Here is a 14,164-nt window from a genome sequence, read left to right on the forward strand (position 1 = left end):
CATATGCATGTACATGCATATGCCCGTCCCCGGCACCTGCATCGGTCTCATTCCCGCGGGCTGCTGCGTCAAGCATCCCGCAGGTGGACTTCTGCAGTGCCCCACTGAACCGGCGAGGCCACGTGACGGGGACTATCTGTAAGGAGGAAATCGTGGTTGACAGTTCGACTCAGCACAGCGGCTCCATCGGAACCGTGTCCCAAAAGGGCATCCCCGACGAGGTGGACGTAGCAATCGTCGGCTCCGGCGGGGCAGGCCTGATGGCTGCGCTCACCGCTGCCAGGGAGGGCGCAAGGGTCCTCGTTGTCGAGTCCCGGGAACTCGTCGGGGGCGCCACCGGCATTTCCGCGGGCGCCGCATGGATCCCCAACCACGGCTTCTCAACCAAGGACCTCAAGGTCAAGGACAACTTGGACCAGGCCCGGCGCTACATCTACGGCCAAGGCCGGGACAAGGTTCTCGACCACGATCTGGTGGAGAGTTTCCTGCAAGCCGGGCCCCACGTGGCCCGCTTCATCGAAGAGCACACCTCCTTCGGGTGGATCCCGACCATCTGGCCGGACTATCGCTCCGACATCGACGGCGCGTCGGTCGGCAGGGCGCTCTTCCCCGGCCCCTACTCCCCCGAGGGACTGGGCGAGGTCGCAAAGTACGTGCGGCCGGCCCTCACGACGGGCATGGCCAAGAACCCGCTCCCGTTCTGGTTGTTGGGCGGCATCGGCATCGACGACGTGTGGCTCGCCGGACCGGCACTGGTCGGCGCCCTGCTTGAGGGCAGCTTGCGCAACGGCGTCGACGTTCGCGTCGAGGCGCCCGCTGTCCGACTCGTCACGGACAAGTCGGGCGTGCGGGGAGTCGTCGTACGGGCCGATGGCATGGAGCACACCGTACGCGCCACCAAGGGAGTCCTGCTGGCCAGCGGCGGGTTCGAAAGCTCGGACGAGGTCACGACCCAGTACCTCGACGCGCCCTTCGGCGTGCAGGTCTCACCGAAGGGCCATGACGGCATCGCAGTCCAGTTGGCCAAGGAGATAGGCGCCGACCTGACCGGGATGGAGGACGCCTGGTGGATGCCGGGGGTGCAGTTGCCCGGCGAGGAGTTGGAAGGCCAGCCGCTCAGCCGGGTCTTCCTGGGAGAGCGGGCGCTGCCGCACAGCATCATGGTGAACAGCAAGGGCGAGCGTTTCGCGAACGAGGCGTTGGCCTACGACCAGTTCGGACAGATCATGCGCGAGACCGACCCGGAAACGGGCGCCATGCCCAATGCCACCGCGTGGTTGATCTTCGACCAGAACTACTGGGAGAAGTTCGGTATCTTCGGCGTCACGCCGGGCGGAAAGGTGCCCGATTACCTCCACCGCGCTGAAACCTTGGCAGAGCTAGCGGCCAAGATCGGCGTAGATGAGGTGGGGCTACTCCGCACCGTTGACCGGTTCAACCCTGAGGCCGCACGAGGCCGCGACCCGCAGTTCAACCGTGGTGACACTATGTTCGACCGCTACTTCGGTGCCTACTATCCGCGGCTCGGCAAATACTCGCCCGATGCGCGCTTCCCCGCCGCCACCGCAAAGGCCAGGGTGCTCATCGCCAAGGCCGTCGGTCCGATCGCGAGCAAGCTCGCGGGACGGGTGGCGAAGAAGAACGACCCCGAGCGTCTTCGTTCCTTCGTGGTCCGGCCCCTGGCGAAAATCATCCGGCCGGTGCTGAAGAGCCCGCGGTCGAGCGTGCTGGGCCCGGTCGACACTGCCCCCTACTACGCGCTCAAGGTCGAGGCCAGCGCACTCGGCACTGTCGGTGGCCCGAAGACCGACGCACTCGGGCGCGCGTTAGACACCGAGGGCGAAGTCATTGACGGCCTTTACGCCGCCGGCAACGCAGGCGGCGCCCCCACGAAGGGGTTCTACGGAGGCGCCGGCGGAACGATCTCCCTCGGGCTGGTGTTCGGCTACCTGGCCGGACGCGAAGCAGCCCGGCGGCAGGACGGCGCCTAAGCACCAGGTGCTCTGGCGGGGTCGCACCTCCTGTTGGGGGTGCGACCCCGCCTTCGTGCAGGTCCTGATCCGTGGCGCCGGCATCGGCGGAAGGTGGCCACCTACGACATGAACGCCGCCTGCTGTTTCCGCACTGCAAGGTCAGCTGCGTTTACCCTTGTCCCCCACGCCTCCGGTGGCGGCGGTGAGTTTTCCGTAGGCAACAAGGTTGTCTTCGAACCTGCCGTTCTGCGGGTTGTACCCGTCGCAGGTGATGAGTCGGATCTCTGCCTGCGTGGTATTCCCGTACACCTGCAGGGCCGGGAAGTTGTCTTTGGCATATCGCTTGATGACCGTCAGCCGGAAGACCGCCGTCGTGCCATCTTCGCGCTCCACCCTGACTTCGTCTCCGGGTACCAGTTCCTGCAGTCTGGCGAAAACGCCCGGGCCCCCGCCCAAGGCGTTGACGTGACCCAGGAGGATCGAGGGCCCCCTTTCCCCCGGCGTCGGGGAATTGATGTACCACCCTGCCGGGGAGCCGGCCTCTTCGGGCGGCACCTCCAAGGTGTGATCCTCCTGCTGTGCGAGGTCGATGATGTCGCTGCTAAGCCCGATCCGGGGAATGCTCAACGCTGAAGGCCTGGCTTTCTCCATCACGAGGGAATCGCCGCCGGCAGCGGGAACGGCGGCTTGGGGCGCGGCTGTTTTCTTGCCAGCCTGTTCCGGCTCTTCCCCCGGTTCACGCCCTTGGCCCGGGCGGGGAGCCTGCTCGACGGCGGTACCCGAGGGTGCGGAAGTCGAGGGTGCTGAGGCCGAGGGTACGGAGGGTGGGGGTGGTGACCCGGTAGCGGAGGGTGCAGCGCACCCCGCATTCACGGCCAGGACAAGGGCCAGCCCGGCGAAGAAGGGTGGCCCTGTCCGTGCCGTCTTCACGCCGGTCAGTCCTTGGAAGCGGAACGCCTGCGTGCGACGGCCACCGAAGCGCCTGCAGCAAGCAGAACCCCCAGACCTGCGGCGAGGGACATCGCGCTTCCGTCTGTTTGCGCGGGGGTCTCGACGCCTGTGTCGGGGGCACCGCCTGGCATCGGCCCGGTCATCTGGGAAGCAACCAAGGTTCCGCAGGCCGCGGAAAGTGTGGCGGCCAGCGGCAGCCCCGGGGCTTCAGGGCTCATTTGTTGCTGGGCAGCCGGAGGGAGCCTGTTTGGGTCTACGCCATGGACCTCCACCGTTGCAGTTCCGGCCTGGATTGCCGCTATTGTTGCCGGATCCAGGGTCAGGGTCCGTTCATAGGTGTAGGCTCCGCCGGCGGGGAAGCGGTCGGTTGCCACCATCGAGGCCGGGCTGGTGTCCCCCTGGACTGTCAGCGAGGTACTGACGGCACCGGCATAAGGTTCGCCCTCGGGTGAACTGACGACGCCGTCGCCGTCGGTGTCTGCTGCCGGCCCGGGGCACAACCCCTGGCCGCCGATGTGAATATGCTGGCCGTGTGGGAACGGTGCGTTCATCCAGATTTCCGCGGCGCCCGAGACGTTCATGCTGACCGTTGCCTGCTGCCCGTGTATCTCGATCATCGCCTGTCCGGCGGTTCCGCTGTTGTTGGCCGGCGCAAGGTCAGCCTGCCACACGCCGTCCTGGGCTACAGCCGGCCCGGCCGCGAAAGCCATCGCGCCAATCGCGACGGCAGGGGCAATGAGAAGAGTCTGTGCCTTCATGATGTAGGCCTCTCAGAAAATAGTAAGGGTGCTTACGGTTCTCCCGTGCGTCACACCCTAATCCAATGCCGTCGATCTGAAAAGTCTTTACTCAGCCTGCGTCGCCGAGCAGGTGGTACCAGCTTTCGGCGAGGACCCCGAGCGCCTGGCCACGGTTTGGTTCTGAGGTGCGGCTCGTCCAGAGGGTGGAGACGTAGTTGAGCTGGGTGAACGCGAGCGTTCCGCGGACGTGGTGCGTCTCCTCCGAGAAGCGGCCGGCCTGCTGCATGCCGCGGACGAGGTCGGAGACTACTTCCTCACGCCAGCCCATGACCAGGGCCCGCACTTCGCGGTCGACGGCGGCAGCCTCGTCGAGGACATCCAGGTAGGGGCGGAAGACGGGCCAAAGTACTGCGCGCGACTCGAGCCAGTCGAAAATGCCCGCTGGCTCGCCCGCGCGGACCACATCCACGAGCTCGGGGGCCGTCGATGCATGGCCGGGTCCGGCGGCGCGGTCAAGGACCCCATTCACCCGGGTCATGAAGTCCCTCATCAGATCGCTCCGCGAGGGGTAGTACGCGTAGAAGGTCACCCGGGTGGTGCCGGCAGCGGCAGCGATATCGTCGATGGTCGTGGCGGCGTATCCCTTGTCGATGAAGAGTTCGAGCGCCCGTTCGACGATCCTGTCGCGGGTCAGCTGTTTTTGGGCTTCTCGCAGCGACGGCATCAAGACTTCGCCGGCGTAGCCGGTTGCAGCGCCGAACCTACATTGGCGAGGCGACGCAGTTTGGGAATGGGGATGCGGTAGTTGATCGCCGCCGCGGTTCCGGGGCCGCCGTCCGCGTTGTCCCAGCGCAGCAGCATCGAGTCGGGCTCGCCGCCCGGCTCCAGGTAGTCCGGCGCCCCGGTCACGGGTGTGAAGCCGATCGCCTTGAGGGACAGCCCGAATCCTTCGGTCCAGAAGTACGGTTGGAAGTCGAGCTCCGGCGCGGCGTCGCCGTTGAGCAGGCCGGCAGCCGCGACCTTGGCTTGGTCGATGGCGCTGGTCCACAACGGCACGCGCCGCACGCCGCGGCCGGTCGGGAAGAACGCCACATCACCGGCGGCAACGACGTCCGGCCGGACCCGGCCGCGTGAATCGACGCGCAGCGCCCCGTCGAGGAGGAGACCCGAACCGGCCAGCCACTCGGTGTTCGGTTCGTCGCCGATGGCCGTGACGACGAGGTCCGCCTCAAGCCGGGTGCCGTCGGCAAGGGCAACCCGCGCCCCCGAGCCGGAGTCAATGAGTCGCGCCCTGCTGCCGCCGACGAACCGCAGCCCGCGCCGGGCGGCGGCGGCAGTGAAGATCCCGGACAGGGGGTCCCCGAGTTGCCGCGAGAGGGGCTGCACGTCGGAGACCAGCGTGACGTCGCAGCCGACGTGCAGGCAGCCGGACGCGATCTCCATGCCCAAGGGTCCGCCGCCGACCACGATCACCGAGGGGCGGCCCGAGACCCGCTGCTTGAGCGCCACCGCGTCCTCGAGCGTGCGCAGGGTGAGCTCCCGGGGAGCGCCCTCTGACAGCGGGCTCGGGTTAAGCCGCTTGGCCCGTGAACCGGAGGCGATGACCAGGCCGTCGTAGGGCAGCTCATCGCCGCCGTCGGTCCGGACGATTTTCGCCTCCGGGTCGATGCCTGTGGCGCTGACCCCGAGGAGGTCGGTCGCTTCGTGGGTTGGCTCGGGCAGCTCGTGGGCTTGCAGCCCGCCGTCGCCGTGCAGCAGCGCCTTTGAGAGGGCCGGGCGGCTGTACGGGTGGCGCGGCTCGGCCCCGACGACGGTCAACTCGCCGTCGAACCCGTTCGAACGCAGCGAGTCGCACGCGGTGAGCCCGGCGATGCCGTTGCCGACGACGACGATCCGCCGCAGGGTCATTTCTCCGCCAACCGCAGCGCGGCCACCGGGCACACCCGTACCGCGGCTTTCGCAGCGGCCAGCTCCGCCTCGTCGACCACGGGGACGTCGATCACCAATTCGCCGTCGTCGTCGAGGTGCATGAGTTGGGGCGCGGCTTCCTCGCAGAGTCCGTGTCCTTCGCAGCGGGGGCGGTCAAGTTCGATCCTCACACTGCCACCGCCTTCACGACGTCGAGGCGTTCGTGGCTGCGCGTGATGTTGCTGGGCACGCGGACCTCGTCTCCAATCTCCAACACCTTCGCCCGGCGGGCCAGGGCTTCGATGATCGCGTGGGCCTCAAGCTTCGCCAGGCCCTGGCCGGCGCACCCGTGTGGCCCGTAGCCGAAGCTGAGATGGTCCACCGGGTTGCGCGTGACGTCGAAGACGTCGGGATTCTCATAGTGCCGCGGGTCGCGGTTGCCGGCGCCGAACAGGATGCCCAGCTGGGCTCCTGCGGGAACGGTTGCACCATCGATCTCGACGTCGCGGGTCGCCGTCCGGCCCCAGATGTGGATCGGGGGCCAGTAGCGCAGCACCTCGGCGAACGCTGCGGGCACGAGCTCCGGGTTCTGGCGGACGAGCTCGAGCTGCTCCGGGTGGCGGCCGAAGAGTGCGACGATGTTCCCGATGGAGGCGATCGTGGTGTCGACGCCGGCGCCCAGGTACTGGTGGATGATGTGCCCGGCGGCTCCTTCCGGAATGTCGCCACGGGCCTCGGCGTCGAAGATGCCGCGGCCGATCGACCCCGGTACAAGGTCCTCGGCAGTGACGGAGGAGCACCAGCCGTAGAGCTCGCCGGCGATCGGGAAGTTCTCCTGGGTGCGGTGGTTCATCGGCCCGAGGACCTGCATCGCGGCCTGCCCCCAGCGCAGCATGTTGTCCTTGACGTGGCCGCTGAAGCCGATGAGGTCGGCGACGATTTCGAGCGGGAAGGCACGTGCCAGCGAGTCGATGGCTTCGAAGCTGCCGCTGGCGACGAGCTCGGCGACGAGCTTGTCCGCTTTTTCGTCAATGGTGACCTTCAGTCCGCGCAGGGCGCGCGGCGTGAGGTTCTCCGACAGGGTCGCGCGCAGCTGCGTGTGCGTGGGCGGGTCGGAGGCGAGCGAGGTGCCCTGCAGCGCCTCGTTCACCATCGGGTTAAAGCCAAGGCTGGTGGAGGAGAACGTCTCCGGATCGGCGAGGGCGTCGCGGATGATGTCGTAGCGGGTCAGGACGTAGAGGTCATTCTTCGGCAGGCGGACGACGCCGGCCTGATCGCGCAGGGCGGCGTAGGTGGGGTACGGGTCGACGAGGACGTCATCGGCCCAGATGTCGATGTCTGCTTCGATCGGTTTGGTCACGGTGTGCTCCTTTTGATCGTCCTGGGTGCGGGTCGGAAGCCGGACGATGGGGACGCCCATTGCCTCGGAGAGCCGCGCCTCGGCAGTGAGGCGTGGAACACAGTCTGCCCGTTATCTTTACAGCGTGTCAAGTGAAATTATGTTGTGCATCACGGAGAGGAGGGTAGACTGCCGTCTCCGGGTCGTACTGGATAGGACGATATGAAGCTGAGCCGGCGCTTGAGATCAGGCCTCGCCATCCCACCGGGCAAGGTTCCCGCCGCCTACGAGCATCTAGAGGAGTTCCAGGCCCTGGCCGAGGAGCACGGCGACCGCGCGACCGGCACCTCCGGGTACGAGGCCGCGGCCCAGTACGTCGAACGCCAACTCGCGAGTGCCGGCTATCGCAGCACGCGCCAGTACTTCACCTTCAAACACCGCGGCGAGCAGATCGAGACCTTCAATGTCCTCGCCGAGACCGCATCCCGCAGCGACGAGAACGTGATCATGCTCGGGGCCCACCTCGACGGGGTGCCCGGCTGTCCGGCGATCAATGACAACGGCTCCGGGGTGGCGGCCGTGGTGGAGGCCGCCAAAGCGCTCGGCCGTCAGGAGGGCCTCAGCAACACGGTGCGCTTCGCCTGGTGGGGCGCCGAGGAGTACAAGAAGGAATACGGGTCACGGCACTACGTCAAGCACCTGGCCAAGCGCGACAGCGAGGCACTCGACAGGATCGCCGCCTACTTGAACTTCGACATGATCGCCTCGCCCAACCCCATCATTGGGGTCTACGACGCACGGGACGCCAAGCCTCATCACGACGTGCCCGAAGGTTCGACGGAGATCATGGACGTCTTCACTGACTACTTCGACGCCCGGGACCAGCCCTGGGTCGCCACCGATTGGGACATGGACTCGGACCAGTTGTCTTTCGTCAAGAAGGGTGTCGCCGTGGGCGGTCTGTACAGCGGAGACGACGAGAAGAAAACCACCAAGCAGGCCCGCCTTTTCGGCGGCACCGCCAAGCGGCCCTGCGATCCGAACTATCACCGGCCAGGCGACGACCTCAGCAACGTCGATCTGGATGTGCTCAGCCTGATGACCGAGGCGATCACCCACGCTGCCACCCGCCTGGCCCACGACCACCGCGCCCTCAAGTCAGCGGGCACCGGTAGAACCCTCCCCGAAGGTCGTAAACGGCAAGTGGGCTGAAACCCTACGGCTGCTAGCCGTGCTCGACCGCCATGTTGGCGAAGCGTGAGTAGTGGCCTTGGAAGCCGACCACGATGGTCTTGGTCGGGCCGTTACGGTGCTTGGCCACGATGACGTCGGCTTCGCCGGCGCGCGGGGATTCCTTGTCGTAGATGTCCTCGCGGTGGAGCAGGATGACCATGTCGGCGTCCTGCTCGATCGAACCGGATTCGCGAAGGTCGGAAACCATCGGCTTCTTGTCCGTACGCTGCTCCGAGCCACGGTTCAGCTGCGAAAGCGCGATGACGGGGACTTCGAGTTCCTTGGCCAGCAGTTTCAGGGCACGGGAGAACTCCGAGACTTCCTGCTGGCGGGATTCGACGCGCTTGCCGGAGGACATCAGCTGGAGGTAGTCGAGCACCACCAGCTTCAGGTCGTGCCGCTGCTTGAGCCGCCGGCACTTGGCCCGGATTTCCATCAGGGACATGTTGGGGCTGTCGTCGATGAACAGGGGCGCGTCGTTCATCCGGCCCATGGTGGTGGCGATCTTGCCCCACTGCTCGTCCTTGATGGTGCCCTTGCGCAGGTCCTGAAGCCCGATGGTGGCTTCCGCGGAGAGGAGGCGCATGGCGATTTCGTTCCGGCCCATTTCCAGGGAGAAGAAGACCGTGGTCATGTTGTTCTTGATCGCGGCAGACCGCGCAAAATCCAGTGCGAAGGTGGACTTGCCAACGGCCGGCCGGGCCGCGATGACGATCATCTGTCCGCCGTGCAGGCCCTGGGTGAGCTCGTCGAGTTCGTAGAAGCCGGTGGGCACGCCGGTCATGCCTTCGCCGCGGTGTCCGGCGGATTCGATCTCGTCGACGGTGCCTTCGATGATGTCCTTGAGCGGGACGTAGTCTTCGGCGGTGCGGCGCTCGGCGACGGCGTAGATCTCTGCCTGGGCCTGGTTGACGATGGCGTCGACTTCGCCGTCCTGCGAGTAGCCCAGCTGGACGATCTTGGTGCCGGCGTCGACCAGGCGGCGGAGCACGGCACGTTCCCGGACGATCTCCGCGTAGAAGCCTGCGTTGGCGGCCGTGGGCACGGACTGGATCAGGGTATGCAGATAGGCGGGTCCGCCGATGCGGGAAATCTCGCCGCGCTTGGTCAACAGGTCGGAAACGGTGACGGCGTCGGCCGGTTCGCCGCGGCCGTAGAGGTCGATGATGGCCTCGTAGATGCTTTCGTGGGCGGGGCGGTAGAAGTCCACGCCGCGGAGCACTTCAACGCAGTCGGCGATGGCGTCTTTGGAGAGCATCATGCCGCCCAGGACCGATTGCTCGGCCACGAGGTCTTGCGGCGGCGTGCGGCCGAATTCGGAGTCCCGACCTGTTGCCGAATCCGCGTGCGCTAACGACACCGCTGCCTGCTTTCTTTGCTCCTCGAACCGGATACCGCATCCCCCTCAGAATTAGAACTACCAGCCGGATCGGACGATTTCGTCGGACCGCCAAGGGCGCGCAGACTCCAATTCAGCGCGCGGGCCGCGAGTGGGATACTCCGCAACGGTAACCCCCTTCCCCCTTCCCACCAAGCGAGTTATCCACTCCCCCTGTGGATAAAATGTGGATCAGTGGGCGTCGCTTGTGCACAGGCTGTGCGCAGAGCTGTGGAAACTATAGTTGACTCGCGAGTAACCCCGCTCTGACCTGCGAAAACGCTATCCACGGGCTGTGGACAAAAAGAAGTTTGCTGTTGATTTCCCCGCCATTTTTGCGGTTGACAGATTCGGAATAGACGCGTAAGGCATAAAGTTATCCACGGGTTATCCACAGCTTGGAATTACAGAGCTGTGATGCCCTCTTTCGAAGGCTGTTGGCGCGCGGGCGATGGTCCGGGACGTACGATTCAAGTATGGAATTTGTGGTGCCGTTGCTCATCGCCGTACTGGTGGTCGTGATCGGCCTGGTGATCATGCGGCTGGTTTCCCGCAACAAGACGCGCGGGCCCCGCCCGGGCGGATCGTCGGCGATGCCGGCAGTTGCCACGACCCGGGAGGCCGCCGCGGCGGCCAGCGCCCGCTTGAACCAGCAGCAACATACCGCGGTCTACGCGCTGATCGCGCAGGGGCAGGCTTTTGCGGCGATCCGCGAATACCGCACCGCCACCGGCGCGGGGCTCCGGGAGGCTACCTCCGCCGTCGCGCAGATGTCCGCGCACCCGCAGCCCTACACGGCACCCCGCCGGGATACCGCCCCTGCCCTCCGCCCGGAGGACGAGGGGCCCCTGGAGGCGCACCCGGCGCGCCCCGAGGACAAGGAGGGCCGGGAGTCGTCCCCGGTTCACCCGGAGGACGAGGAACCGCGTCAGGCGGCCGCTGCTGACCTGCCGGAGGACGAGGAGCCACGGGCGGCGGCCCCGGCATACCCCGCGGACAAGGTCGCGCCGCCGGCGGAGCCCGCTCCCGCACCACTTCCCGAGCCGGCCGGATACCGGTACCGGGCCATCGTGTCCAAGGGCGACACCATCAGGGAGGTGGCCAGCACCCGCCTGAACGACGCCGTGTTCCAGCGCATCCGCACCGCGGCCCTGAGCGGCGATCGCGACAGTGCCGTCCGGCTGCTGTTGGAGCACTCGGAAGCGACCGAGGTGGAAGCGCGCGAATTCGTGGATTTGATCGAGCCGGACGAGGAGCCCTAGCTTCGAGTCCGCACGCAACCCCTAGCGGCGCCGTAACCACCCCGGACCCCTGGCGGTGCTGGCAGCGGGCAGGGCTTTCTGGAACACTTCAGCCATGGCCGAGAACAAGACTGCACCCACGGACGTACCCGTCGACGTGTTCCTCGCGTCGGTAGAACACCCCGTGCGGCGCCGGGACGGCGAGACGGTGTTGCGCCTCATGCGGGAGGTGACCGGCGAGGAGCCGGTCATGTGGGGCCCCTCGATCATCGGCTTCGGCAGCTACCACTACAAATATGCCAGCGGCCGCGAGGGTGACGCCGCCGCCGTGGGTTTCTCGCCTCGAAAGGCCAATCTGGCCCTCTACGGCCTGACGTACGCGCCCGGTTCCGCGCCGCTGCTGGAGCGCCTGGGCAAGCACAAAACCGGCGCCGCGTGCCTGTACATTAACAAGCTCGCTGACATCGACCTCGACGTGCTGAGGGAACTGGTCCAGCTCGGCTACCGGCACATGACCACCACCGACCACGAGTCCCTGCAGGGCCAGCGCTAGGGCGGGCGGGTCAGAGCTCCACTGTCCCGCTGATCACGGTCTCTACCGTCCCGCCGACCCAGACCTCCCCGCCGTCGGAGTCGATGTAGACCCGGGCGTCCCGGCCGAGCGCCGTTCCCTGCCGAACGGTGTACGCAGCGGGTGCCGCTCCCTCGTCGATCAGCCACTGCGCCAGCGCGGCATTCAGGCTGCCGGTCGCCGGATCCTCCGCCGGCAGGTCTTCGAAGCCCATGAGCCCGCGGACTTCGAAGTCGACGGCGGAGCCGCCGGGATGGGCGCCGATCAGTCCGACGCCGAACGGTGACAGGGCGGCATAGTCGGGCACGACGTCGAGGACTGCCTGGGCGTCCCGCAACTGCAGGGCCTGCCACTCGGGGCCGTTGTCCGCCCACTGGTGGCGGATCACCTCGTCGCGTCCAATCCCCAGCGCGGCACAGATCTTCGCGACGTTCTCCTCGGGAAGCGGCCCGGTCCGCCGCCGGGGCGGCGCAGCGAAGGCCAGCCGTCCGCCGTCGTGCTTGACCTTGACCAGGCCGGCGCCGCATTCCTGCACAATTTCTCCGACGGCCTTCGGCTGCCCGCCGGCGGCGAGCCAGACGTAGGCCGTGCCCAGCGTCGGGTGGCCCGCGAAGGGCAGCTCGCCGCTGGGCGTGAAGATCCGGACCAGATAGTCGGCTGCAGCGTTTTCGGGCGGCAGGAGGAAGGTGGTCTCGGAAAGGTTGGTCCAGTTGGCGAAGCGCTGCATCTGCTCTTCGCTGAGGCCGCCGGCACCCGAGACGACCGCCAGCGGATTGCCCGTGCACGGTCCGGTGGCGAAGACGTCTACCTGGCTGAACTGATGTGTGCTCACGTCCTCCAGCGTACCGGGCGTTAAACGCTGCAGGCCGGGTCCTGGACGGACCCGGCCTGCAGCGACAGCGAGGCTGTTAGCCTGCAACGACCTTCAGGTCGATGACGGCGGAGACCTCTTCGTGCAGACGCACGGTGGCCTGGTAGTCGCCCACCGACTTGATGTGCTCGGTCAGTTCGACCTTGCGCTTGTCGATGGCGCCGAGGCCGGCGGCCTCGACAGCGGAAGCAACGTCGGCCTGCTTGACGGTGCCGAACAGGCGTCCCGACTCGCCGGCCTTGACGGTCAGCGTGACCGGCTTGGCGGACAGCTGGGCAGCCAGCTGCTGCGCGTCTTCCAGGGATGCGATCTCGCGAGCGGCACGTGCAGCCTTGATGGACTCCACCTGCTTCTCGCCGCCCTTGGTCCAGGTCAGGGCGAAGCCGCGGGGCAGAAGGTAGTTACGGGCGTAACCGTTCTTTACCTCGACGACATCGCCAGCAGTGCCGAGACCGGTCACTTCGTGGGTCAGAATGAGCTTTGCCATGTCAGTACTCTCTCCTCTTCGCTTCGCTTAGCCGCGGCCAGCGCCGGAGTAGGGCAGCAGGGCAACTTCGCGGGCATTCTTGATTGCCAGTGCGATCTTGCGCTGCTCCTGCACGGTGACGCCAGTCACGCGGCGGGCGCGGATCTTTCCGCGGTCAGAGATGAACTTGCGCAGCAAAGCTACGTCCTTGTAGTCGATGACGGTGACGTCAGCGGCCTTCAAGGGATTGGACTTTGGTTTGGGCTTACGAATTTCAGCCTTAGCCATCGTGGAGCTCCTTTATCTTGTGGAGCCCGTGGATCTTTTCCACGGGATGGGGTTTGTTTTAGAAGGGCGGTTCGTTGGAGTCCGGACCGTTGCCCCAGCCGCCGGAGGTACCGCCGGCCGGTGCTCCCCAAGGGTCGTCCTGGGGTGCGGGCTGCTGGCCGGACTGCTGTCCGCCCCAACCGCCCTGGTTCTGGCCACCGCCGAAACCACCGCCGCCAAAGCCGCCGCCTTGGCCGCCGCCGAAGCCGCCCTGGCCACCGCCGGAGCGCTGGGTACGGGTGACCTTGGCAGAGGCGTAGCGCAGCGAGGGGCCGATTTCGTCGACCTCAAGCTCCATGACGGTACGCTTTTCGCCCTCTTTGGTTTCATACGAACGGGACTTCAGCCGGCCCTGAACGATCACGCGCATGCCCTTGGTCAGGGTTTCGGCGACGTTCTCGGCAGCTTCGCGCCACACCGACGCCCGGAGGAACAGGGTTTCCCCGTCCTTCCATTCGTTGGACTGGCGGTCGAAGGTCCGCGGCGTGGATGCAACGGTGAAGTTCGCTACCGCGGACCCGGACGGGGTAAACCGCAGCTCGGGATCGTTGGTGAGATTACCGACGAGCGTGATAACGGTTTCGCCTGCCATGTTGCCTCCTGATGTCCTGGTCCCGGTTGCCGGCGGCGCGCGGGAATGTCTTCGTCAATGCCGCTCCCGGAAAGGGGGCGGCGATCACAGCTGATTACTCAGCGGAGATCTTCTGCTCCTCCGGGCGGATGATCTTGGTGCGCAGGATGGTCTCGTTCAGACCAAGCTGACGGTCAAGCTCAGCAGCAGTGGCGGGAGTGGCGGTGAAATTGACCACCGCGTAGATGCCTTCGGACTTCTTCTTGATGTCGTAGGCGAGCCGGCGGCGTCCCCAGATGTCCACCTTGTCGATGGTTCCACCATCGTTGCGGACAACGTTGAGGAACTTATCGAGCGAGGACTCTACGGTACGCTCTTCGACCTCGGGGTCGATGATTACCATCAGTTCATAAGCACGCATTGTGAACCCACCTCCTTCGGGCTAAGCGGTCACGGTCTTTCCGTAACAGGAGGTTCTGTTGCGTTGCCTGCCTGCCACCGCGCGGCGACTTCCGTGTGTTTTGGCTATTGTCACAGGAAATACCGGCCGGCGCCGACAGCACAGACTTACCAATGGTACCGGACGGCGGTCCGG

At 66.4% G+C, this 14,164-nt stretch carries 16 protein-coding genes; 4 read left to right on the forward strand and 12 right to left on the reverse strand.

Features of this window, described 5'->3' with window-relative positions:
* Window positions 1-152 precede the first annotated feature (152 nt).
* On the forward strand, window positions 153-1,991 hold the full coding sequence (locus tag AC5RWG_RS09885) for an FAD-dependent oxidoreductase (RefSeq protein ID WP_494166852.1): 1,839 nt from the start codon (window positions 153-155) through the stop codon (window positions 1,989-1,991).
* A gap of 141 nt (window positions 1,992-2,132) precedes the next feature.
* Here AC5RWG_RS09885 and AC5RWG_RS09890 read toward each other — a convergent pair whose 3' ends face one another.
* The 6 genes from AC5RWG_RS09890 to AC5RWG_RS09915 form a co-directional block, all read right to left on the reverse strand.
* Window positions 2,133-2,600 (reverse strand): sortase domain-containing protein, encoded by a 468-nt coding sequence (locus tag AC5RWG_RS09890; protein ID WP_494166853.1) that lies wholly within the window; start codon window positions 2,598-2,600, stop codon window positions 2,133-2,135.
* 308 nt (window positions 2,601-2,908) lie between these two features.
* Window positions 2,909-3,682 carry a hypothetical protein gene (locus AC5RWG_RS09895; RefSeq protein WP_494100891.1) on the reverse strand — a complete coding sequence of 258 codons (774 nt, stop codon included), beginning with the start codon at window positions 3,680-3,682 and terminating at the stop codon, window positions 2,909-2,911.
* Between the two features lie 91 nt (window positions 3,683-3,773).
* Window positions 3,774-4,388, reverse strand: coding sequence for a TetR/AcrR family transcriptional regulator (locus tag AC5RWG_RS09900; RefSeq protein ID WP_494076634.1), 615 nt, complete (start codon window positions 4,386-4,388; stop codon window positions 3,774-3,776).
* Window positions 4,388-5,572 carry an NAD(P)/FAD-dependent oxidoreductase gene (locus AC5RWG_RS09905; protein WP_494076635.1) on the reverse strand — a complete coding sequence of 395 codons (1,185 nt, stop codon included), beginning with the start codon at window positions 5,570-5,572 and terminating at the stop codon, window positions 4,388-4,390. Before AC5RWG_RS09905 ends, AC5RWG_RS09900 begins: the two co-directional genes overlap by 1 nt.
* Window positions 5,569-5,763, reverse strand: coding sequence for a ferredoxin (locus tag AC5RWG_RS09910; RefSeq protein ID WP_494013496.1), 195 nt, complete (start codon window positions 5,761-5,763; stop codon window positions 5,569-5,571). Before AC5RWG_RS09910 ends, AC5RWG_RS09905 begins: the two co-directional genes overlap by 4 nt.
* Window positions 5,760-6,932: a cytochrome P450 gene (locus tag AC5RWG_RS09915; protein ID WP_494076636.1), complete on the reverse strand. Its 1,173-nt coding sequence runs from the start codon at window positions 6,930-6,932 to the stop codon at window positions 5,760-5,762. The genes AC5RWG_RS09910 and AC5RWG_RS09915 overlap by 4 nt, the downstream gene beginning before the upstream one ends.
* Before the next feature lie 201 nt (window positions 6,933-7,133).
* On the opposite strand from AC5RWG_RS09915, the gene AC5RWG_RS09920 reads away from it, so the two are divergent.
* Window positions 7,134-8,123, forward strand: a complete 990-nt coding sequence (locus AC5RWG_RS09920) for a M20/M25/M40 family metallo-hydrolase (RefSeq protein WP_494076637.1) — start codon at window positions 7,134-7,136, stop codon at window positions 8,121-8,123.
* A 13-nt stretch (window positions 8,124-8,136) separates the two neighbouring features.
* Here the strand turns inward: AC5RWG_RS09920 and dnaB are convergent, their stop codons facing one another.
* Window positions 8,137-9,504, reverse strand: coding sequence for a replicative DNA helicase (gene dnaB / locus AC5RWG_RS09925; RefSeq protein WP_493941666.1), 1,368 nt, complete (start codon window positions 9,502-9,504; stop codon window positions 8,137-8,139).
* Window positions 9,505-9,998: 494 nt separating this feature from the next.
* On the opposite strand from dnaB, the gene AC5RWG_RS09930 reads away from it, so the two are divergent.
* Window positions 9,999-10,784 (forward strand): hypothetical protein, encoded by a 786-nt coding sequence (locus AC5RWG_RS09930; RefSeq protein WP_494076638.1) that lies wholly within the window; start codon window positions 9,999-10,001, stop codon window positions 10,782-10,784.
* Between the two features lie 94 nt (window positions 10,785-10,878).
* Window positions 10,879-11,316, forward strand: coding sequence for a DUF1801 domain-containing protein (locus AC5RWG_RS09935; protein WP_494001156.1), 438 nt, complete (start codon window positions 10,879-10,881; stop codon window positions 11,314-11,316).
* 10 nt (window positions 11,317-11,326) lie between these two features.
* Here AC5RWG_RS09935 and AC5RWG_RS09940 read toward each other — a convergent pair whose 3' ends face one another.
* The 5 genes from AC5RWG_RS09940 to rpsF form a co-directional block, all read right to left on the reverse strand.
* Window positions 11,327-12,166 carry a PhzF family phenazine biosynthesis protein gene (locus AC5RWG_RS09940; RefSeq protein ID WP_494074842.1) on the reverse strand — a complete coding sequence of 280 codons (840 nt, stop codon included), beginning with the start codon at window positions 12,164-12,166 and terminating at the stop codon, window positions 11,327-11,329.
* Window positions 12,167-12,242: 76 nt separating this feature from the next.
* A complete protein-coding gene (gene rplI / locus AC5RWG_RS09945) occupies window positions 12,243-12,692 on the reverse strand; it encodes a 50S ribosomal protein L9 (RefSeq protein WP_493988326.1) in 450 nt (149 codons plus the stop codon).
* Window positions 12,693-12,719: 27 nt separating this feature from the next.
* Window positions 12,720-12,959: a 30S ribosomal protein S18 gene (rpsR, locus tag AC5RWG_RS09950; protein WP_136787674.1), complete on the reverse strand. Its 240-nt coding sequence runs from the start codon at window positions 12,957-12,959 to the stop codon at window positions 12,720-12,722.
* Window positions 12,960-13,017: 58 nt separating this feature from the next.
* On the reverse strand, window positions 13,018-13,590 hold the full coding sequence (locus AC5RWG_RS09955; protein WP_494013490.1) for a single-stranded DNA-binding protein: 573 nt from the start codon (window positions 13,588-13,590) through the stop codon (window positions 13,018-13,020).
* 94 nt (window positions 13,591-13,684) lie between these two features.
* Window positions 13,685-13,990, reverse strand: coding sequence for a 30S ribosomal protein S6 (gene rpsF, locus AC5RWG_RS09960; RefSeq protein WP_136787676.1), 306 nt, complete (start codon window positions 13,988-13,990; stop codon window positions 13,685-13,687).
* Window positions 13,991-14,164 lie beyond the last annotated feature (174 nt).

The organism is Arthrobacter sp. Y3221160, assembly GCF_059092585.1.